Source organism: Urechidicola sp. KH5, from assembly GCF_054661455.1.
Genome location: NZ_BAAFSW010000001.1, coordinates 440018 through 460737 on the forward strand (window position 1 = coordinate 440018; position 20720 = coordinate 460737).

19 protein-coding genes are annotated in these 20720 nt (G+C 33.5%); 10 read left to right on the forward strand and 9 right to left on the reverse strand.

The features are described 5' to 3' along the window. The first annotated feature begins 6 nt into the window (after nucleotides 1-6). Nucleotides 7-999, forward strand: a complete 993-nt coding sequence (obgE, locus tag ACYQ5R_RS02040) for a GTPase ObgE (RefSeq protein WP_460189239.1) — start codon at nucleotides 7-9, stop codon at nucleotides 997-999. Here the strand turns inward: obgE and ACYQ5R_RS02045 are convergent. The 3 genes from ACYQ5R_RS02045 to ACYQ5R_RS02055 form a co-directional block, all read right to left on the reverse strand. Continuing rightward, on the reverse strand, nucleotides 989-1459 hold the full coding sequence (locus tag ACYQ5R_RS02045) for a hypothetical protein (RefSeq protein ID WP_460189240.1): 471 nt from the start codon (nucleotides 1457-1459) through the stop codon (nucleotides 989-991). The genes obgE and ACYQ5R_RS02045 overlap by 11 nt on opposite strands. Before the next feature lie 13 nt (nucleotides 1460-1472). Beyond that, nucleotides 1473-3269, reverse strand: a complete 1797-nt coding sequence (locus ACYQ5R_RS02050) for a sensor histidine kinase (RefSeq protein ID WP_460189241.1) — start codon at nucleotides 3267-3269, stop codon at nucleotides 1473-1475. Between the two features lie 143 nt (nucleotides 3270-3412). Beyond that, entirely contained in the window at nucleotides 3413-3769 is a 357-nt protein-coding gene (locus ACYQ5R_RS02055; RefSeq protein ID WP_460189242.1) for a hypothetical protein, read from the reverse strand. Nucleotides 3770-3865: 96 nt separating this feature from the next. Here ACYQ5R_RS02055 and ACYQ5R_RS02060 point away from each other — a divergent pair, with 96 nt between their 5' ends. The 6 genes from ACYQ5R_RS02060 to ACYQ5R_RS02085 all read left to right on the forward strand — a co-directional run bounded on the left by ACYQ5R_RS02060 (nucleotide 3866) and on the right by ACYQ5R_RS02085 (nucleotide 11736). Beyond that, nucleotides 3866-4366: a DUF456 domain-containing protein gene (locus tag ACYQ5R_RS02060; RefSeq protein WP_460189243.1), complete on the forward strand. Its 501-nt coding sequence runs from the start codon at nucleotides 3866-3868 to the stop codon at nucleotides 4364-4366. 279 nt (nucleotides 4367-4645) lie between these two features. Continuing rightward, complete coding sequence (gene lysS / locus ACYQ5R_RS02065; RefSeq protein WP_460189244.1) at nucleotides 4646-6346, forward strand: lysine--tRNA ligase; 1701 nt, start codon at nucleotides 4646-4648, stop codon at nucleotides 6344-6346. A gap of 121 nt (nucleotides 6347-6467) precedes the next feature. Then, nucleotides 6468-8609, forward strand: coding sequence for a S9 family peptidase (locus tag ACYQ5R_RS02070; RefSeq protein WP_460189245.1), 2142 nt, complete (start codon nucleotides 6468-6470; stop codon nucleotides 8607-8609). A 98-nt stretch (nucleotides 8610-8707) separates the two neighbouring features. Then, on the forward strand, nucleotides 8708-9997 hold the full coding sequence (locus ACYQ5R_RS02075) for a T9SS type A sorting domain-containing protein (protein WP_460189246.1): 1290 nt from the start codon (nucleotides 8708-8710) through the stop codon (nucleotides 9995-9997). A gap of 279 nt (nucleotides 9998-10276) precedes the next feature. Beyond that, nucleotides 10277-11308 (forward strand): TRM11 family SAM-dependent methyltransferase, encoded by a 1032-nt coding sequence (locus tag ACYQ5R_RS02080; RefSeq protein ID WP_460189247.1) that lies wholly within the window; start codon nucleotides 10277-10279, stop codon nucleotides 11306-11308. An 83-nt stretch (nucleotides 11309-11391) separates the two neighbouring features. After that, complete coding sequence (locus ACYQ5R_RS02085; RefSeq protein ID WP_460189248.1) at nucleotides 11392-11736, forward strand: hypothetical protein; 345 nt, start codon at nucleotides 11392-11394, stop codon at nucleotides 11734-11736. Here the strand turns inward: ACYQ5R_RS02085 and ACYQ5R_RS02090 are convergent. Continuing rightward, a complete protein-coding gene (locus tag ACYQ5R_RS02090; RefSeq protein WP_460189249.1) occupies nucleotides 11733-11903 on the reverse strand; it encodes a DUF5522 domain-containing protein in 171 nt (56 codons plus the stop codon). The genes ACYQ5R_RS02085 and ACYQ5R_RS02090 overlap by 4 nt on opposite strands. A 140-nt stretch (nucleotides 11904-12043) precedes the next feature. On the opposite strand from ACYQ5R_RS02090, the gene ACYQ5R_RS02095 reads away from it, so the two are divergent. Next, a complete protein-coding gene (locus ACYQ5R_RS02095) occupies nucleotides 12044-13270 on the forward strand; it encodes a serine hydrolase domain-containing protein (protein ID WP_460189250.1) in 1227 nt (408 codons plus the stop codon). A 48-nt stretch (nucleotides 13271-13318) separates the two neighbouring features. On the opposite strand, the gene ACYQ5R_RS02100 is transcribed toward ACYQ5R_RS02095, so the two are convergent. Then, a complete protein-coding gene (locus ACYQ5R_RS02100; protein ID WP_460189251.1) occupies nucleotides 13319-14977 on the reverse strand; it encodes a dipeptidyl-peptidase 3 family protein in 1659 nt (552 codons plus the stop codon). A 94-nt stretch (nucleotides 14978-15071) separates the two neighbouring features. On the opposite strand from ACYQ5R_RS02100, the gene ACYQ5R_RS02105 reads away from it, so the two are divergent. Next, nucleotides 15072-15494 (forward strand): hypothetical protein, encoded by a 423-nt coding sequence (locus ACYQ5R_RS02105; protein WP_460189252.1) that lies wholly within the window; start codon nucleotides 15072-15074, stop codon nucleotides 15492-15494. A 62-nt stretch (nucleotides 15495-15556) separates the two neighbouring features. Here ACYQ5R_RS02105 and ACYQ5R_RS02110 read toward each other — a convergent pair whose 3' ends face one another. From ACYQ5R_RS02110 to ACYQ5R_RS02120, 3 genes are read right to left on the reverse strand one after another with little or no spacing between them, the layout of a single operon-like run. Continuing rightward, the gene (locus ACYQ5R_RS02110; RefSeq protein WP_460189253.1) at nucleotides 15557-16345 is read right to left on the reverse strand and encodes a glucosaminidase domain-containing protein; all 789 of its coding nucleotides are present in this window, start codon (nucleotides 16343-16345) and stop codon (nucleotides 15557-15559) included. 10 nt (nucleotides 16346-16355) lie between these two features. Then, nucleotides 16356-17285, reverse strand: coding sequence for a 1-aminocyclopropane-1-carboxylate deaminase/D-cysteine desulfhydrase (locus tag ACYQ5R_RS02115; RefSeq protein ID WP_460189254.1), 930 nt, complete (start codon nucleotides 17283-17285; stop codon nucleotides 16356-16358). Then, nucleotides 17272-19185, reverse strand: coding sequence for an ABC-F family ATP-binding cassette domain-containing protein (locus ACYQ5R_RS02120; protein ID WP_460189255.1), 1914 nt, complete (start codon nucleotides 19183-19185; stop codon nucleotides 17272-17274). The genes ACYQ5R_RS02115 and ACYQ5R_RS02120 overlap by 14 nt, the downstream gene beginning before the upstream one ends. 76 nt (nucleotides 19186-19261) lie before the next feature. Between ACYQ5R_RS02120 and ACYQ5R_RS02125 the strand changes: the two genes are divergently transcribed. Next, nucleotides 19262-19636, forward strand: coding sequence for a DUF983 domain-containing protein (locus ACYQ5R_RS02125; protein WP_460189256.1), 375 nt, complete (start codon nucleotides 19262-19264; stop codon nucleotides 19634-19636). Here ACYQ5R_RS02125 and ACYQ5R_RS02130 read toward each other — a convergent pair. Further along, nucleotides 19633-20694, reverse strand: a complete 1062-nt coding sequence (locus tag ACYQ5R_RS02130; protein WP_460189257.1) for an NAD(P)/FAD-dependent oxidoreductase — start codon at nucleotides 20692-20694, stop codon at nucleotides 19633-19635. The two genes, ACYQ5R_RS02125 and ACYQ5R_RS02130, sit on opposite strands and share 4 nt — an antisense overlap. Between the last annotated feature and the right edge of the window lie 26 nt (nucleotides 20695-20720).

Sequence of the window (20720 nt, forward strand, 5' to 3'; positions counted from 1 at the left end):
GCAATTATGACCGAAGGAAATTTTGTAGACTATATTAAAATTCATGCAGCCTCTGGTAAAGGAGGTAAAGGTTCTGCGCACTTGCATCGCGAAAAGTACAACGCCAAAGGTGGACCCGATGGTGGCGATGGTGGTCGTGGTGGGCATGTAATTGTACGTGGTAACAAAAACCTTTGGACCTTATTTCATTTAAAATTCAAAAAGCATTTTAAAGCAACACATGGTGGCGATGGTTCATCTGCTAGAAGCACTGGAAAAGATGGTGAAGATGTTTATGTAGATGTGCCTTTAGGAACCATTATTAAAGATGGTGAAACTCAAGAGGTGTTGTTTGAAATTACCGAAGAAGGAGAAGAACGCGTATTGCGCGAAGGTGGTAAAGGCGGTAGAGGTAATTGGCATTTTAAATCGTCTACCAACCAAACACCTAGATATGCACAACCTGGTATTCCTGGTGAAGAAGGTTGGTATCTTTTAGAATTAAAAGTATTGGCAGATGTTGGTTTGGTCGGATTTCCGAATGCAGGTAAATCTACCCTACTTTCTGTTTTAACTGCTGCAAAACCAAAAATTGCTGACTATCCGTTTACCACCTTAAAACCTAATTTAGGTATTGTTGAGTACCGCGATTTTAAATCGTTTGTAATGGCCGATATTCCTGGTATTATTGAAGGAGCCCATGAAGGTAAAGGATTGGGGCATTATTTTTTAAGACATATAGAACGTAATGCTACATTGCTTTTTGTAATTCCTGCAGATAGCGATGACATCGCTAAAGAGTACGATATCCTGCTAAACGAACTTAAAATGCACAACCCAGAGTTGTTAGACAAAGAGCGTTTACTAGTAGTTTCTAAATCTGATTTACTAGATGAAGAATTACAAGATGCAATTGCTGAAGAATTACCTAAAGGTATTGATACATTATTTATCTCATCGGCTGCTTACGTTGGTCTTACAGAACTTAAAGATAAGTTGTGGGCAATGCTTAATTCTTAATTATAATTGGTAAACTCATTTGAGTGCTTACTGGAAAATCTCTTTTAATTGCTGGTTCTAATGCGGGTAAAGAATTTACACTTGCCGAAATTAAAGAATCTAAGTTTGGAATTTGAGCTTGCATCTTTTTAGAGCTTTCAAATTTCTTTAGAACTACTTTACCATCTTTTTGAATAATCAAATCTAAATATACTGTATCATTAATACGTTTTTCAGTAATAATATTTGCATTAGAAAGAGAGCTATAAATATGTCTTACAATCTTTTCTTGTGAACACTTTTGCTGTTCTTTCAAGTCTTCTATTAACTTACAATCAGGAAATAAAGGAAATAAGTCTACAGATTTATAGTTTATTATTGTATCGGCTAATTGCTCTGGAGCTAATGTTTTCTTGGTATAAAACTCGCAAGAATACATTGTACCAATTACTACTAATAAAACAACAAACCTTTTATTCATACCCTAAAAATAACTATTCTGGTTGAATTGGTATGACCATTTTTATTTCAGTTCCATTATCCTTAGACGAAGTAATTTTAATACTACCATTCATCATCTTAATTCGAGCCTTTACCTGAGTTAATCCTAAACCATCTTTACTCGCAACTTCAGACATTTTAAACCCATCGCCATTATCTTGAATTTTCAAATTCAAGTTACCATGGGTATCAACTATAGAAATTCTAGCCAACGTAGCATTACTGTGCTTAATAATATTATTCACCAATTCATCAATAATATTGTGAATCTTGATTTCATAACTTTGATTATACCGCACTACATTGGTAGACTCACAATTAAACATTAAATACGAATTAGAATATTTTTCACACAAATCTTCAGTTGCAGCAGCCAAACCAAATTTCAATAATACAGAAGAAATTAACTTATGAGATAAATCTCTAATCTTATCAGAAGCTTCATCTATTATAGCTTCTATTTTAGGCATTTCAGATGGTGCATTGCCCTTTAACTCAGTTTTTATAGCATATAAATGCATATTTGCCGAAGACAAAAGTGTACTTACATTATCGTGTAAAATCTCAGCGATATGTTTTCTCTCAGCTTCTTTACCATCTAGGGTGGCATTTAATATTTTAATTTGACTTTCATTTTGCACCTGCTCCATTTCACGAATCTGACGCATTTTTTCCATTTCAAAGTCAAATGCTTGCTTTTGAGTTTTATATTTATTTCTACTGTATACTAATGAGAATGAAACTAACAAGGCAAAAATGATACTCGCAAAAAGATAACTCATAAATTCAGCACGTTGCCTTTTACTCTTCTCAATCGCAATTTCTTTCTCCTCTTTTGCTAGATTATATTTAGCCTCAATTTCAGTTACCTGATTCTTTAAGGTTTTTTGATGAAACATTTTTTCCACATCAACACTTTCAAATAAATAATTATACCCTGTTTCAAAATCTCCCTTTAAATAATCTACTTGAGACACGTTATATAGCGCCATTGACTTTATCTGTAATTCTTTACTAGAGTCAGCATTCTGCAACAAATCTAGTGCTTGTAGATAGTATTTTTCAGAGGCATTGTAATCTTGCAGGTACATTTTAACAGATCCAAGATTAGATAATACACCCGCCATTTTTAATGTATCTTTCTGTTGAGTGTACATTTCAAAAGACTTTAAAGCATAATCTTCTCCCTCTTGAAATTGACCACGCGAGACAGCAATACCCGTTAAATTACTGTATACGGTAGCCAATGTAGAAACATCTTTAGAGTTTTCTGGATACACTTTCAATACCTTATCGTAATAAAATGCAGCAGAGTCCATTTTAGATTGCATTTGGTATAAGCTACCTAAATTTAAATTAGCACTGGCCATACTGATAGAATCACTTCGTGATTCTGCACTTTGAAGACATTCAACAAAATAAGTCTGCGCTTTAGAATAATTCTGTGCTCTAGTAAAAATGCGACCTATAGTTTCTTTATAATCTGAATAGACTGCTCTATCCTTATAATTTTCTAATACTTCAGTATCTTCTAATAATAAAGTAAGTGCTCCTTCATCATCGTCTTGTGCCACTAATAATTCGGCCTTTAACAAATCAAATTCTAGTTTATTAAAATCAGAATAATCTTGTCTTTGTAATTGATCAATTGCATTTTTAGCAGTGTCATATTGCTTTAGATCGATTGCATCCTTTGCATGTTGATACAAAGAATCTAATATGATGTTTTTTTCTTGTGCAAAAAGAAAGGCACTACAAAATATAAGCCAACACAAAATGGTGTTTTTCATGAAACATGATTGTTTAATAAAAGTGAAACTACTGTTAGTATGTGCTCGTAAGTGAGGGACTTAGTTGCAGGTAAATATACAATTATTCGGCACATTATAAAGCTATAAACAAAAAAGCCAAAGCAGATTGCTTTGGCTTTTATTCATTTCACATTTCCTTGAATGTTATTCGATAAAATTGGTAATACTAACATAATATTTCTTGGTTTTCCATTTTGCTTTCCAGGTGTAACTGTTGACAATGTTTCAATTACTTTTTTGATTCTTTTACCTCCTTTTTCAATATCTGATAAATCTAAATTTTCAATAATTAATTTGGACAAATATCTACTAAAGCAACTTCTCATTTCATTTGGAGAACCATTTTCACATTCAGGAAAAATTGGAGCTTTCTCAACCATAGCAAACCCGATGGTTTTAACTGAATTATTTGATTCTTGGCCATAACCTGTACATTGAATAAAATATACACAAACAATAATGAGGAAGAAATTTTTCATTTTTTAAATATTGACTTAATCCGAACGTGAATATAAATAAATTAAATCAGCCTATTCAATTTATCCTTCTTACATTTACATTATTATTGAACCCTTATGGATATTTTTCTTTTAATTCTCGGATTCGTTTTTGTTTTACTCGGCATTGTTGGTTCTTTCTTACCAGTATTACCAGGTCCAATAACTGGTTGGTTCGGATTATTATTCTTACATCTAACTTCTGTAATCCCTATGGATTGGACATTTCTTGGAATAACATTAGCAGTATCCATATTTGTTTGGGGCATAGACTATGTCATTCCCGCTTGGGGTACAAAAAAGTTTGGCGGTAGTAAGTACGGTGTTTGGGGCACCATGATTGGTTTAATCCTAGGACTCATATTCTTTCCTCCCTTCGGAATTATTTTAGGCCCTTTCTTTGGAGCGCTAGTAGGTGAATTAATCTATAATAGCAAAGATGGTAAACGCGCACTTAAAGCAGCTATAGGTTCTTTTATTGGGTTTTTACTTTCTACTGGTCTTAAATTTGGAACCAGTCTTGTTTTTGTATACTTCTTTTTAAGTGATGCTTGGAGAAATTTTGGTGAGTTCTTTTAAGAGTGCTCTACATAAGAATTAGAACAATACAAACTCTTTAAAACAAAAAAAGCGTCCCGAAGTAACGGGAAGCTTTCCATTGGTTTAATAAACCTACGACGTTTTTCAACGTCAACAACACAACTAATCTGTACTTTTCAATACAGACCACAAACATAGAGCTTTTTTTTAACTATTCGCATTTTTGATAGGCATATTTTATAAATTCTTTGAATTGTAATTGCTTTAGAGGTTGTATCTTTGCAAACTAAATATTTAAACCATTTTAAATTCAGTAACATGCAGTTATCAGAAGTAGAAATTGTAAGAAGACAATCGCTCGAAAAATTGAGAGAATTAGGTATTCAACCGTATCCAGCGGCAGAATTTAAAACTACGACTTACATTAAGGAAATTCTTTCAGATTTTGATGCTTTTGAAGGTAAAGAAGTTGTGCTTGCAGGTAGAATCATGAGTAGAAGAATCATGGGAAAAGCTTCATTTGCTGAATTAAAAGATAGCTCAGATAGAATGCAGATTTATATCAATAGAGATGAAATCTGCCCTGATGAAGACAAGACATTGTACAATACCGTATTCAAAAAATTATTGGATATGGGAGATATCATAGGTATTAAAGGAACTGTTTTTAAAACACAAGTAGGTGAATTTTCAGTAAAGGTTACTGAAATTACTTTATTATCTAAATCACTTAAACCATTACCTGTTGTTAAAACAGATGCTGAAGGTAAAGTGCATGATGCATTTAGTGATGCTGAGCAACGCTATCGTCAACGTTATGTTGATTTAATTGTAAACGATCATGTAAAAGACACCTTTATTAAGAGAACTAAAATCACGAATTCTATTCGTCAGTTCTTTAACGAAAAAGGATATTTAGAAGTTGAAACGCCTATTTTACAACCTATTCCAGGGGGTGCTGCTGCAAGACCTTTTATGACGCATCACAATGCATTAGACATTCCGTTGTATTTGAGAATTGCCAATGAATTGTATTTAAAGAGATTGATTGTTGGTGGATTTGAAGCTGTGTATGAGTTTGCTAAAGACTTTAGAAACGAAGGAATGGACCGTACGCATAATCCTGAGTTTACAGTAATGGAATTGTATGTAGCCTACAAAGACTACAACTGGATGATGGAAATGACCGAACAGTTGTTAGAAAAGGTGGCAGTTGATTCAAACGGTGCATCTGAGGTTCAAATTGGCGAGCATAAAGTAAACTTTAAAGCTCCTTATGCGCGCGTTCCAATTTTAGAGGCTATTAAAACACATACAGGACACGATGTAGCCGGAATGAACGAGGAAGAGTTGCGAGATGTATGTAAGCAAGTAGGTATTGAGGTTGATGAAACCATGGGAGTTGGTAAATTGATAGATGAACTATTTGGTGAAAAATGTGAGCACCACTATATTCAACCAACTTTTATTACAGACTATCCAAAAGAGATGAGTCCATTAACAAAAGAGCACAGAGATAATCCTGCGTTAACAGAGCGTTTTGAGCTAATGGTGAATGGTAAAGAGTTGGCCAATGCGTATTCTGAGTTAAACGACCCTATCGATCAAAGAGAGCGTTTTGAAGACCAATTAAAGCTTTCTGAAAAAGGAGATGATGAAGCAATGTTTATTGACCAAGATTTCCTAAGAGCTCTTGAATATGGCATGCCTCCTACATCTGGTATTGGTATAGGTATTGATAGATTAGTAATGTTTATGACTAACAACAGCTCTATTCAAGAAGTATTGTTCTTCCCTCAAATGAAACCTGAGAAAAAAGCGCCTGCTGTGGAATTGAGTGATGAGGAAAAAGCAGTTTTAGCAATTATTCAAAAAGAAGAAAAAATAGACTTAAACGAATTGAAATCTCAAAGTACATTATCAAACAAGAAATGGGATAAAACCATTAAAGGATTGACAAAAAACAACCTTGCCAAAGTTGAAAAAACCGATGACGGTTTGTTTGTTTCAATTGTTTAAAAATATATTATTTGCTTTTTATTTAATGATAAAAGCAATATAGACCAACAAAAAGGCACTACAAAATTGTAGTGCCTTTTTTTATTGTCTATTTTTATAGTCCCTAAAATCAAACATTAAAATGAAAAAAATACTGGTACTAGCCGTTTTAAGCATACTTTTTTCCTGTACTCCAAAAGAATCGATTAGACCAACTGCTCCAGTTGCTAAAAAAATTCCTGATACTTTAACAATTCATAACGATACACGTATCGACAACTATTTTTGGATGCGCTTGAGTGATGAACAAAAAAATGCAGAAACTCCTGATGCTCAAACTCAGGATGTTTTAAATTATTTAAATGAAGAGAATGACTACTTACAAACTTCAATGAAACACACAGAAGCTTTTCAATCAAAGCTCTATGATGAAATGGTAGGTCGTTTGGTAAAAGATGAGCAATCTGTACCTGTTAAGTCTAATGGATATTTGTATTATTCGCGTTATGAAGAAGGTAAAGATTACCCTCTTTACTGCCGTAAAAAGATTGATACAGATCAAGAAGAAATTATGTTAAATGGACCGGAAATGGCACAAGGGTATTCCTATTTTGGGATGGGTGGTAGAAGTGTAAGTCCTGACAACAAGCTATTATCTTTCGCAGTTGATACCGTTTCGAGAAGACAGTATAATATCTATTTTAAAAATTTAGAAACTGGAGAATTATTGCCAGATCAGCTAACCAATAATAACGGAAGTACCGTATGGGCAAACGATAATAAAACTGTTTTTTACACAACAAAGGATCCTGTTACATTAAGAGCCAATAAAGTTTGGCGCCACACACTAGGCACATCACAATCAGACGATGTTTTAGTACATGAAGAAACAGATGAAACCTTCTTTACAGGTATTTACAAATCTAAATCTAACGAGTATATTTTTATCTATAACGGACAAACGCTTTCTACAGAGCTAATGTTTATTAATGCCAATAAACCAAACGAAAATTTTAAATTAATTCAACCTAGAGAAGTGAATCTTGAATATAGTGTTGATCATTACAAGGATCATTTCTATATCAGAACAAATCACAATGCAAAAAACTTTAAATTGGTTAAAACTCCTATTTCAAAAACTAACAAAGAAAACTGGGTAGATGTAATTCCACATAATGATAAAAACTTCTTTGTTGGATTTGATTTGTTTAAAAATCATATAGTGATTAGTCAACGTGAAAACGGACTAATGAATATTATTATTAAAAAATGGAGTGGCGATTCTTATAAAATGGAATTTAACGATCCTGCCTATGATGCTTATACCACTTCAAATTTAGATTTTGACACAGATATCTTAAGGTATTATTATACCTCTATGACAACTCCCGGCAGAACTATAGAACATAATATGAACACTAAAGAAGAAACTGTACTTAAGCAACAAAAAGTGCTCGATGATAGTTTTACTCCAGAAAACTATGTTTCTGAGAGATTATTCGCTACTGCTGCAGATGGAACAAAAATTCCTGTTTCGATTGTGTACAAAAAAGGATTGAATAAAGATGGTAAAAATCCATTGCTTTTGTATGCTTATGGATCGTATGGAAGTAGTCAAGATGCTACATTTAGCAGTACGAGATTAACTCTGTTAAATCGCGGGTTTGTCTATGCTCTTGCGCATGTAAGAGGTGGAGAAGAAATGGGACGCGATTGGTATGAAAACGGAAAATTACTGAATAAAATAAACACCTTTACAGATTTCAACGATACTGCAGAATTCTTAATAAAAGAAGATTTTACAAATAATGACCAATTGTATGCATATGGCGGATCTGCAGGTGGATTACTAATGGGAGCAATTGCCAATATGAGACCAGATTTATACAATGGTATTGTAGCTGCTGTGCCTTTTGTAGATGTTGTATCCACAATGTTAGACGAAACAATCCCCTTAACTACTTTTGAATTTGATGAATGGGGTAATCCGAAAAATGAAGAATACTACCATTATATGAAGTCTTATTCTCCATACGATAATATAGAGGCTAAAGACTATCCTAATTTATTAGTAACCACGGGATATTGGGACAGTCAAGTTCAATATTGGGAACCGGCAAAATGGGTTGCAAAACTTAGAGAATTAAAAACTGATGACAATCTATTGATCATGGACTGCAATATGGATACTGGACACGGAGGTGCTTCTGGAAGGTATGAGAAATACAAACGCACAGCATTAGTCTATAGCTTTATGTTCGATTTAGAAGGTATTTCAAAATGAAATTAAAAATAAGATTGGGAGTCAATCTTATTTTTATTATCTTCGAGGGGAACAATTAATTATATTCCATTTTTAGTAGTATCAAATAATAAGTCAAAATGAATTTAACCCCTATAAAAGCACTATGCTTCTTTGCAATAGTTATGATTAACTTTTTAGCAAATGCACAAGAAGCCCTTCAAATAGTCGATTCTAAAACAATTAACCACGATATCTGTATTTATAAACCAAACCCTTTTGCCAATCCTAGTTATGTGCCTGTGCCAAAAGTGATAAGAGATAAAATTGATTCTCAAGACAGAAGTTCTGCCTGTTCAACAATTAATGTTACCTATACAGGATTCACAACAGAGGCACAAACAGCTTTTCAATATGCTGTAGATATATGGGCAAGTCTCATAGACACTTCAGTACCAATTGAAATTAATGCCACATTTGGCCCTTTAGGTCCAGGAGTAATAGGTAGCGCTGGTGCCTTTACATATTTAGGATTAACTGGAGGTTCACTTCCTGAAGTCACCTTTCACCCTATTGCACTTGCAAACAGCCTATTAGGCTCTGATCAAAGAATTAACGACCCAGACATTAATGCAACGTTTAGTAATACATTTAATTTTTACTTTGGTACCGATGGAGCAACACCTTCGGGGCAAATAGATTTTGTTACCGTTGTATTACACGAAATTGGGCATGGCTTGGGCATTGCAGGATTTGGAAGAGAAGTTTTAGACATAAACGATAATCCAACAGGAGAAGGAGCTATTCGTTATAGTGGTTTTGCAGGCATTTGGGACCATCATATCGAAAATAGCACTCCAACATCAATTATTAGCACCTCGAACTACCCAGACCCTTCAGTTGCTCTATACGGTCAATTAACTAGTGATGATTTATTTAGTAACGGAGCTCAAGCTACAGTATTAAATGGTAATGTAAAACCAAAAATATATGCTCCAAATACCTGGAACAGCGGGTCTAGTTATTCTCATTGGGATGAAAACTATTATCCTTCTGGGAATCCACAAGCGTTAATGACACCTCAAGTAGGATACGGTGAAGCAAATCACAATCCAGGTACGGTTACCCTTGCTTTTATGGAAGATATGGGTTGGTCACTTTGTGGCTCTCCATTATCTACAGAAAGTTTTGAAGATTTTGCTCAAGTATCTCTGTACCCTAATCCAGTAAAAGATCTATTGACAATTAAATCGAATGAAGTAATAAAACTCGTTTGCATATACAATACATTAGGTCAAGAAATCTTTAAAATAGAACCGAATAAACTAGAAACAAGTATCAATTTTGAGCAATTAAAAAATGGAGTTTATTATACCAACGTAACAATTGGTAAAAACACAAAAAACTATAAAATTGTGAAAACACAATAAATACTGACACTCAATAAAACTAATTTGTATTTACTAAAAATACTAAATAAAAAAAGCCTTGCAATGCAAGGCTTTTTTTATTACCCGAGACTCGCCAATAAAGCTAGACCTCGAAATGCAAATAGAAACAATATCGATAGAATAATGGCTAGAATTGATACAATTCTAGATCCAAAATAACAGTTCCTTTATTAAGCATTTATACCTCGTACTTAAAAGTAGGAGGTTTTTTTATTTTCTAATTCTTAACTTATTTTTGTAATTCTCAATTCAATAAGTATGAATTCATATCTCATTCTTCAGCATCCTGGGCATAATAGAGTATATTACAATACTGCTGATAAATTGGCCTTAGCCGAATTGCAATTGGCAATTGGAAACCTAAACGTTGCATCAAACGATATTTCAATAACTCATATAGCTGGAATAAGATATCTTAAAATAGAATTAGAAGAGAATTTAAATGAAGTAGAACTCACAAAACTTTCTAGACTCTCATTTTTTTTTGCTCTATTTCAGCTGAAAGACAATTGCTTAATCCCAATAATGAAATCGTCTTATGAATTTGTTGATGATAAACTAAGTACCCTATGGAAATATCCTGGAAAAACAAATGAATTGTTCACCAAAATGATGATTCATGTAGCAGTATTGTCTTCCGATTTTTCAATAGAGGAACCTCTTTTATTATTAGATCCTGTGGCTGGTAAGGGCACTACACTTTTTGAAGCTATTATATATGGTTATCATGCTATTGGTGTTGAGCTCAATAATAAATCAGTATTAGAATCAAGTACATTTTTTAAACAGTATTTACAATCTGAACGCTTTAAGTACGAATTTGAGAAAAGACAAGTTTTTGGAAAAAACAAACAAGAGGCTATTTATGCACAGCACTTCCGATTTGCCAAGAATAAACAAGATTTTAAAACAGAAGAGAACAGCAGACATTTAAGTTTAATTAATGGTAGTACAACTTCGTGTGGCAATTATTTTAAACAACAAACATTTCATTTAATTGTTGGTGATCTGCCCTATGGTATTAAGCATAAAAACACTTCAAAAAAAGGTGTGACTCCAAGCATGAGTGCAGAACAATTGGTTAGTGAAAGTGCCGAACAATGGTACAAACTTTTAAAATCTGGAGGCACTTTAGTACTAGGGTGGAATAGTTTTATAAATTCTAAAAAACAGCTAAGTGGCATTCTCGAACAGGCAGGTTTTAAAGTCTTGAATGAAACACCATACGGCAATTTTTTACATATCGTAGACAAATCAATTAAAAGAGATATACTTGTAGCTAAAAAATAATGAATTCCCAGACAATACGACAGTTTTATAATTCTAAACAGCCTAAGAACAGGAGTTGAAAAAAATATAGCTACTATCTTGATATGGACATTGTCGATCCAGAAAAAATACGATTGTACATTAGCAACAAATCTGCTTGCAGTGTTCACGATGCCAACTCTAATGATGACAACACATTTGACTACTTAATGGCTCATAATAATACAGTTATTTCTAATTCTAAAAAGAAACTAGCGAACCATGTGCTAGAAATAAATAGTGTCAATATTCTGTCTGAAAACAAAGATGGTTTTTCCTACTATATTTTAACAATTAAAATTGCTATTGGCTTTTGCGAAGTTCTGCTTTGGAAGGATTCTATTGAAAAAATATCAGTAATAAAAACTTCTGCAGAAGACCTGCCAAAATTTGAAGGTATTAACTATTAAGATATAAACCTATCGGTTTTTTTATCATATCCGTAAGGGCAATGTTTACAACTACTTTTACAACAATACCCTCTTTTTAAGTGATATTTTTCAGTAAAAACTTTAAAACCCTGTTTATTGAAGTAAAAATCATCGGGCTCTAATGGGGGTAACTCCTTAAAATTCATGCCACAAAAATAGTAAACTTCGTAAAAATTTAACTTCTTAAATACGAACACTTTAAAATAAAAGTTAAAACACTACTTTAACTTTGCAGTATACTGCTTCTTTAGTAATTTGCAGCAACCCTAAAATTCGGTTTATCTCATTGAAAAAGTATAAACGTTACGTTACTTTAGTATTTATCATTATCTCTAGTGGCTACATCATTTCTTCTATTAAAATTGAACAAATGAATAACTCGGCTACTGAAATTGCACCATCAAAAAGACCATCAGCTCCAGTTAAAAAAGAAGTTATTATTGAATCTTTTGAACCTGCAGAAACTGTATTTGTGCATCATAAATTAGATTCACTTCTGAAACGCATAAACAAACGCCACGATTTTCATGGGTCTGTATTGGTTGCTCAAAACGGAAAATTAATTTACAACAATCATGTTGGACTAAGAGATTTTAGAACAAAAGAAGAGATTGATGAAAATTCAATTTTTCAGTTAGCATCAGTGAGCAAACAATTTACAGCTGCAGCTATTTTAATGCTTGCAGAAGATTTAGAGTTACATATAGATGATTATGTAACTTGCTATTATCCTGATTTTCCGTACGAAGGAGTTACCATTAAACATTTGCTTAATCATACAGCAGGGTTACCAAATTACTTTTGGATTGCAGAGCATAAATGGAAAGGTGAACAGGCACCAACCAATGCTGAAATGATGGATTTAATGGAAACCAGCGATGTTGAGAGATTCTTTACTCCGGGAAGACGGTTTGATTATTCTAATGCTGCGTATTTTGTTTTAGCATCTATTGTTGAGCAAGTGTCAAAAAAATCATTTGCTGACTTTGTTGATGAACATATTTTCGAACCGCTTCAAATGAATAATAGCTATGTTTATAGCTTTGAACATGATAAAATATCAGACAACCAATTAATTGGTTATCGACTTTATAGAGGTTGGCGTCATGCGAAAATAAGAGGTACCGTAAATGATGCTGTTGTTGGCGATAAGAATGTATATTCTACAACAGAAGATTTACTTAAATGGGTAAATGCTTTAAACAACGGAGATCTTTTATCTGAACCCTATGTAGATATGATGTATTCTAAAAGTGAAAACAAATATGGGCGTAAAATACCATATGGCTTTGGATTTAGAATAAACGACAAAGGAGATAATAATCAAGTATATCATTACGGACGTTGGAATGGGTTTAGCACCGCTTTAACACAGTATCCAGAAGATGACTTGGTAGTTATTATTTTAGAGCATACGAGTTATAATGCCATGACATCTTTGAACAAAAAGATTAGAAATATTGTAATTGACAACTTTGAACCTTTTGAACAATATACAGCCGATGCTGAATAAAAAAATCCTGCTATGAGCAGGATTTTTTAATCCATTTACTTCATATTTTTATTCCAATCCTAAAACCTTAACACCTTGTTCGAATACAATATCTACCGGAATATTAGCAGCACCTAATCTATCTAAATCAGCTTGTAATCCATCTGAAATAACACCGCTCTTGGCAACTAATTCAGACACACCATCGTAATCACCATTACCTTGTAAGGTTAAAATAATCGTTGACAATTCTGTCATAGCAGTTTCCATTTTATCAAAGTTCACTTTATAAGTACCATCAGCATTTCTGGTAAATGCTCCTTTTTCCTTAAAGAAATTAAACCGTATCATATTTGCTTTTCCATGCGCAGAAGAAGCTCCAAATCTCACTGAACGGAAAATACCAGCTAAGAAAGTGACCATGTTATTTTTAAAGTCTTCTTCTAACTCTCCTTTAGCAGCGAGTTGTTGTACCATATACAGACCTAAAATATCTGCCTTCCCTTCTTCTAATGCACTTGCATGCTCTTTTAAAGCAGATCTTACTGTACCTTCACCATTTATAGTGTTCTTAATTCCCAATCCGTGAGCTACTTCATGAAACATTGTATTCGCAAAAAAGGCGTCAAAAGTAATATACTGACGTTGACTCTCATCTATCAGAACCTCTGAGATTGGCAATAATATTTTATCAAACTTAGCGCGCATTGCATTTTTTAATTGCAACCTCCTTGTACCTTTAGCCAATTGCACCTCTTCATCGTTTGGTAAGTTAATTGCAATTGTTTTTGACCCAGAATTGCAATCGCCTGCATAATACACCACATCATAGGCATTTAAATCAGAATCTGTACCCGGAGTTTCAGCCTTATAAACTTGATCAACTGGTAATCCTCTCTGTAATTCTGGTAAGTACTTGCTAAATTTAGCAAGTTTTGCACTCCACTCTTGATCTTTAATTAAAACATATCCCTCATGAGCAGCTTTATTACCAAACAACTGATCTTCGTATGTTTCTATAGGACCAATAACAATATCAAGTGTATTTGTTTTCATATCCATCCATGCTAAATCACTAGGTTGATAATTATCGTCTAACAAAGCTTCTGAACGTAATTCTAAATACTTTTTTAACCCAGCATCTTCGGCCAATTCAGAGGCTTCTTTTAAAAGTTTTGAAACTTCTGCTACTTCTTCTTTAAATTGTTCGTGATATGGAATGGCTTTTAAATTTCCGGATGCGTCTCTTCTGATAAAAGTGTACAAACTCTCTTTATTAGAAAGATTTGAATTTTCAAATTCTTCTTTCGTCATATCAACCGGATAATAATTAGCACCGGCTGGTTTAGAAGCAACACCTTCAACAAAAACAGCGTTGTTGTTTAATCGATCCCACGGGCCGTAATTAATTTCTATAAACTGTTTTGTTGCAGGATTAGCAGCAGAGGCCAATAAGCTATCTTTTTGAGCACCATAGGCCTCATACCAAAAAAGATCATTCATTCTATGAGCAGCATCAATAAGAAGGGGTAACATTTTACGCTCGTTATCGGATAATTTTGTTATATCTGTAGTTAAGGTAACAGATACATATTTATTTAGAAGACGTTGCATTTCTGTATTATCGTAAGTTACTGTAGTTTGTTTGGTAGGCTTTCTGGTTTCGTTATTTGGAGAACATCCAACTAATAAAGCTGTAAAACCCAAAGCAAGTAGTTTCAATTTCATTTAACAAGAATTTAAGATTTAATAGTTCTTCCAAAGTTAAACCTTTTAGATGGAAGCAAGTCATAGAAGTATATAATTTGTAAAAACCAACAAAATGAAAAAAATAGTTTTTGTATTAGTAACACTTATCACATTAAGTGGCGTTGCACAGGAGAAAAAAAAGCAACGCATGGATTTAACCCCTGAGCAAGCAGCAGAGTTACAAGTAAAAGAAATGACTTTAAAGCTAGATTTAAACGCAGCTCAACAAGAAAAAGTTGAGAAGATTGCGCTTGAGCAGGCAAAGAAAAGAGCAGAAATGCGTGGAAAAAAAGAAGAGTTAAAAGCAATGAGCGACGATGAGAAACACGCTTTTAGAATAGCGCGATTAGACGAGCAAATTGCTATACAAGAGCAAATGAAAAGTTTTTTAAACAAAGAACAATATTCGCAGTGGAAAGAGCTTCGCGATAAAAGAGCCAAGATGGTCAATAAAAAAATGAAGCACCACCAAGAACGCAGAAAAGAGAGAGGTTAGTTAGTAAAATTCGTTGAGAATTAGTTTTAAAATCCCTTTGGCGATTATGTCAAGGGGATTTTTTAATTACTTAAATACAACTTTTGCCCAATACTAATAACTGCATTATCTAATCCGTTTATAGACTGCAATTGTTCTACAGACAAATTATAACGTCTAGAAATACTATACAGCGTATCTCCTTTTTCAACAATATGGTATGCTGGTTCTTTTGGGTAGTCTACTTTTTTATATTTTTTACCAAGTACTTGCTTATCGTATCGATAAAGTTCATGCTCTTCTATAATTTGAATCAACTTTTCAGGATACTTTTTATCGGTTGCATATCCTGCTTTTCGCAACCCTTTTGCCCATCCTTTATAATCTGTAATTCGCAACTTAAATAAATCTGCGTAACGTGTTCTTTCTGCTAAAAACAATGAATGATCTCTAAAAGATGTTTCTGGTTTTTTATATACTCTAAAGCACTCCCCTTTTTCATCGTCGTCATGATAGGTCCTTCCACCTGTCCATCCTTTATGACATTTGATACCGAAATGATTATTTGAGCGTCTTGTTAATTGACTTTGTCCACTAGAAGATTCTAATATACCTTGTGCAAGCGTAATACTAGCCGGAATTTTATAGGTTCGCATTTCTTGCATGGCGATGTCTTTATAGCGATCTATGTAAGCTAATTTTGGATTACTATAAGTTTTAGGCGGCGTCTTTTTTGTAGTTACTTCTTTCTTCTCTTTAGGAGTTACAACTTCTGTTTTAGTTGTTTTTTTCTCTGACTTTCTAACTTTTTTACTTTTACAAGATCCAGCTAAAAGCGCCAATAAAACAAGCCCTAGTAATCTAATTTTCATGGAGTTGACTTTATTCTTCTATAATTAAACTATTTTTCTTTTTTAAAATTGCATTCATACCTTTAATTCCTTGCAAACCACCAGTATGAATTACCAATATGTTGGTTCCTTCTTCAAACATGCCTTTTTTAATCATATCTACCAATCCATACATCATTTTACCGGTATAGATGGGGTCTAAAGGAATTACCGTTTCTCTCTTAAAACTATTGATAAATGTAATTAATTCTTCTGATGTTTTCGCATAACCACCAAAATGATATTCACCAATTAATTGCCAATTAGTTTTAGTGGTAAACTTTTTAATTTCTTCGGATAAAAAATCTCCTTTTAAGGCAGGAAAACCCAACACTTTTTGATACTTGTTAGCTCCTTCTATAAGTCCAGACAACGTGCCTCCAGTTCCTACTGGAGCACAAATAATATCAAACCCCTTAGTTCTGTCGTCCAAAATTTCTCTACATCCTTTTACAGCTAAATCATTGGTACCTCCTTCAGGTATTATATAAGTATTCGGATATTTCTTTTCTATGATTTCTAGAAAGGAATGTTCATGCTTATTTCTATAATCAGTTCTACTTATAAATTCAAATTGCATCCCGCAAGTATGAGCATAACGCAAAGTTGTATTACTCGCTAGGGTAGTTTCTAAATCCAACCCTAATTCTTCTCCCCTAATTATTCCAACTGTCTGCAATCCATATTCTTTACCTACTGCTGCAACTGCGGCAATATGATTGGAAAAGGCACCACCAAATGTTAGTAAAGTAGTTTTACCTTCAATACCGGCTTTAAGAATGTTATACTTTAATTTTCGGTATTTGTTTCCTGAAATTTGAGGGTGAATTAAATCGTCTCTCTTAATAGAAATATCAACATTTATGTTAAATATCTCATCTAGTATAATGGGTTGTATGATACTATTTTCAGGTTGTAGCATTTATCGCATCATCTAATTCAGACCACTGTTCCATCACTTCATCTAATAAATCCTTTTTGGCTTGATAGTTTAGAAAAAATTCTGGGTCTTCATTTACTTTTTCAAAGTCTTCTGCAATCTGAGCATCTAAATCAATAATCTCTTTTTCTAATTGCGATATTTTCTTCTCGAGATTAGACAATTTATTCTGCAATTTCTTTTGCTCTTTATCTAAAACTCTTTGCTCTTTCGCGTTTGAAACTTCCTTTTTCTCATCTACAACAACCGTTCTTTTCTCAGCTTCACGCAAACTTTCTAATTTATGCTCTTCTAAGAAATAATCTATATCGCCTAAATACTCTTTAATTTCTTTGTCTTTAAATCCGTAAACGGTAGTTGTTAAGCCTTGAAGAAACTCCCTATCATGCGATACAACAATTAAGGTACCTTCAAAATCTTTTAATGCATTTTTCAAAACATTTTTAGAAGCGATGTCTAAGTGATTGGTAGGCTCATCCATTATTAGGGTATTGATTGGCTGTAATAATAATTTACACAGTGCCAATCTATTTCGCTCTCCACCAGATAATACCTTTGCTTTTTTGTCTACATCGTCTCCTCCAAATAAAAAGGCTCCAAGCATGTCTCTAACTTTAGCTCTATTAGTATCAGTAGCAGCATCTTCCATTATTTGCAAAATGGTTTTTTCGCCATCTAGATACTCTGATTGATTCTGAGCAAAATATCCCAATTGCACATTATGTCCAATCTTGTAATGTCCGGTATGATCAATCTCGCCAACTAAAATTTTTGCCAAAGTGGACTTACCTTGTCCATTTTGACCTACAAAAGCTATTTTACTACCTCGCTCGATTAATAAATCAACATTTTGCAATACTTGCTTATCACCATAGGATTTCCCTAAATTCTCAGCTTCAACAATTATTTTTCCCGGTTGAATAGAAAGTGGAAAACGTACATTCATTACCGCATTGTCTTCAACATCTACTTCTATTCGCTCTACTTTGTCAAGTTTCTTTATAAGAGATTGCGCCATAGATGCTTTATTAGCCTTGGCCCTAAACTTATTAATTAGTTGCTCTGTATGTTTGATTTCTCTTTCTTGATTTTTTTGAGCTTGCAATTGCTTCTCGCGAATCTCATTTCTCAACGTCAAGTATTTTGAATAAGGCTGCTTAAAATCGTAAATCTTACCTAAAGAAATCTCAATAGTTCGATTGGTTACATTATCTAAAAACATCTTATCATGTGATACTAACATTACTGCACCTGGATAATTTTTCAAGAAATCTTCTAACCAAATAATCGATTCAATATCTAAGTGGTTTGTTGGCTCATCCAATAATAAAATATCATTATTCTGTAATAAGAGTTTTGCCAATTCGATTCGCATACGCCATCCACCAGAAAAGGTGTCAGTAAGTTTATCAAAATCTTCGCGCTGAAACCCTAAACCTTGTAAGATTTTTTCTGTATTACCTTGATAATTATACCCACCAATAACCTCAAAACGATGGGTTAGATCCGTCATTTGATTGATTAACTCTGTATAGCTATCACTTTCATAATCTGTTCTTGTAGCAAGCTCTTCGTTTACTTTTTCAAGCGTTCGTTCTACCTCTTTAATTTCTGTAAATGCCTCATAGGCTTCTTCTAAGATGGTGCGACCAAACACAAAGTCTATGTCTTGTCTTAAAAAACCAACTTTTATATCTCTTTCAAAAGCCATAGTGCCTCCATCATACTCTATATCTCCGGCAATAACTTTTAGCAAGGTAGATTTACCTGCTCCATTTTTACCAACCAATCCTACACGATTTCCAGCATTTAATCGAAATGTAATGCCAGAAAATAAATCTTCTCCAGAAAATGAAACAGTAACGTTATGAATATTTAACATGAAATGTTAGTGTTCTTACTTTAAACAAAATTTTTAAAACTACCTTTGCAAAAGTAAGGTATTTTTTAGATTAAGAATGTTAGGAAAAGGAAGCAAATTGTACAGTATTTTCAACAATAAATGTCCGAGATGTCATGAAGGTGATTTCTTTGAATACGGTTCTTTATTCAAACTAAAAAAACTTCTAAAATTAAATAGTCCATGCCCAAATTGTGGGTTGAATTATATGATGGAACCATCCTTCTTTTACGGGGCTATGTATGTAAATTATGCATTAACCGTTGGGTTGGCCATCATTACCTTTCTTATTGCTCATTTAGGAGTTGGCTTAGGACTATTAAACAGTTTTATCGCTATAGTTATAACTATTGTTTTACTAACTCCTTTAACTATGCGATTGTCTCGTCTAATTTGGATAAACATTTTTGTAAAATACAACAAAGATGCTTAGGCATTTGCCAAAACCCAATCTTGAAACCTCTGAATATTTAAAATAGGCCTTAAGGAAGTGCCCTCTTCTAAATAATTGTAGAGCTCTTTTGCTGCCATTGGAGCAATCATTACACCACGTGTGCCTAAACCATTTAGAATAGCCAAATGTTCGTATTTTGGATGAATGCCTAGTAAGGGTCTTCTATCTTTTACTGTGGGTCTAATGCCTGCAACATGATCTACAACTTCATAAGGCACCTTAATAATTTTATCCAATTTCTCAAGAAGTTCTGCTTTACCTTCTGCTGTTGGTTTGTTGGTCTTGTCTTTCCAATTAAAGGTAGCCCCAACCAAGAATTCATCCTTTTCTAAAGGCATAATAAACACCGATGACTTTAACACAAAGTCTATAGCCAATTCTGGTGCATTAATTTTAATCAACTCACCCTTGGCCTCATTGAGGGGTAAATCACCAAAAAATGGATTTTTCTTTAAACCATATCCTTCACAAAAAACAATTCTTTTTGCTTTAACAGTACCATATTGTACAGTATCCTTTGTGTGTTCCAACAATTCGTAATCAAAAGATTCATTATTTAAAACTCCTAGATCTTTTAAATATAATGTATAGGCTTCTATTAACTTTTTTGTGGCGACACGTCCTGTTTTATTAACAGTACCATAGCCAAAGGGCGCATTAATTCCATGGTATGGTGAGGAATCTATTTTGGAAACCAAATAGTCTTGCAGAGCGGGATGATCGCAAGCCGTAAACCAATTGTTCTGTTCTTCTATAGAAGTAAATAGACGCTTAACTCCAACAGGAATATCAAAAGTTGTATTTAAGTCACGTTCTAATTCTGCATAAAATGGCAAGGCAATATCCAATTGATGTTGGGCATCCCAAACAGCGGTAAATCGTTTTAGGATAATAGGATTATACATTCCACCAGCCACAACAGACGAATACTGTGAGTTATTCTCAAAAACAATAAAAGATTTGTTATTGGCTTTCAATTCTCTTGTAAATGCAATTCCAGCCAACCCCAATCCAACAACTATATAATCAACTTTCATTTTACAAAAATAGGTATTTGACTTAC

Excerpts from the sequence above, each read along its gene's own strand:
- ACYQ5R_RS02110 (WP_460189253.1), bottom strand. The coding sequence starts at position 16,345 with ATGAAAATTAGATTACTAGGGCTTGTTTTATTGGCGCTTTTAGCTGGA.
- ACYQ5R_RS02125 (WP_460189256.1), top strand. The coding sequence starts at position 19,262 with ATGTTAGGAAAAGGAAGCAAATTGTACAGTATTTTCAACAATAAATGT.
- ACYQ5R_RS02090 (WP_460189249.1), bottom strand. The coding sequence starts at position 11,903 with ATGAATTTTAAGGAGTTACCCCCATTAGAGCCCGATGATTTTTACTTC.
- obgE (WP_460189239.1), top strand. The coding sequence starts at position 7 with ATGACCGAAGGAAATTTTGTAGACTATATTAAAATTCATGCAGCCTCT.
- ACYQ5R_RS02045 (WP_460189240.1), bottom strand. The coding sequence starts at position 1,459 with ATGAATAAAAGGTTTGTTGTTTTATTAGTAGTAATTGGTACAATGTAT.
- ACYQ5R_RS02100 (WP_460189251.1), bottom strand. The coding sequence starts at position 14,977 with ATGAAATTGAAACTACTTGCTTTGGGTTTTACAGCTTTATTAGTTGGA.
- ACYQ5R_RS02120 (WP_460189255.1), bottom strand. The coding sequence starts at position 19,185 with ATGTTAAATATTCATAACGTTACTGTTTCATTTTCTGGAGAAGATTTA.
- ACYQ5R_RS02050 (WP_460189241.1), bottom strand. The coding sequence starts at position 3,269 with ATGAAAAACACCATTTTGTGTTGGCTTATATTTTGTAGTGCCTTTCTT.
- ACYQ5R_RS02075 (WP_460189246.1), top strand. The coding sequence starts at position 8,708 with ATGAATTTAACCCCTATAAAAGCACTATGCTTCTTTGCAATAGTTATG.
- ACYQ5R_RS02080 (WP_460189247.1), top strand. The coding sequence starts at position 10,277 with ATGAATTCATATCTCATTCTTCAGCATCCTGGGCATAATAGAGTATAT.
- ACYQ5R_RS02130 (WP_460189257.1), bottom strand. The coding sequence starts at position 20,694 with ATGAAAGTTGATTATATAGTTGTTGGATTGGGGTTGGCTGGAATTGCA.
- ACYQ5R_RS02070 (WP_460189245.1), top strand. The coding sequence starts at position 6,468 with ATGAAAAAAATACTGGTACTAGCCGTTTTAAGCATACTTTTTTCCTGT.
- ACYQ5R_RS02085 (WP_460189248.1), top strand. The coding sequence starts at position 11,392 with ATGGACATTGTCGATCCAGAAAAAATACGATTGTACATTAGCAACAAA.
- ACYQ5R_RS02115 (WP_460189254.1), bottom strand. The coding sequence starts at position 17,285 with ATGCTACAACCTGAAAATAGTATCATACAACCCATTATACTAGATGAG.
- lysS (WP_460189244.1), top strand. The coding sequence starts at position 4,646 with ATGCAGTTATCAGAAGTAGAAATTGTAAGAAGACAATCGCTCGAAAAA.
- ACYQ5R_RS02060 (WP_460189243.1), top strand. The coding sequence starts at position 3,866 with ATGGATATTTTTCTTTTAATTCTCGGATTCGTTTTTGTTTTACTCGGC.
- ACYQ5R_RS02105 (WP_460189252.1), top strand. The coding sequence starts at position 15,072 with ATGAAAAAAATAGTTTTTGTATTAGTAACACTTATCACATTAAGTGGC.
- ACYQ5R_RS02055 (WP_460189242.1), bottom strand. The coding sequence starts at position 3,769 with ATGAAAAATTTCTTCCTCATTATTGTTTGTGTATATTTTATTCAATGT.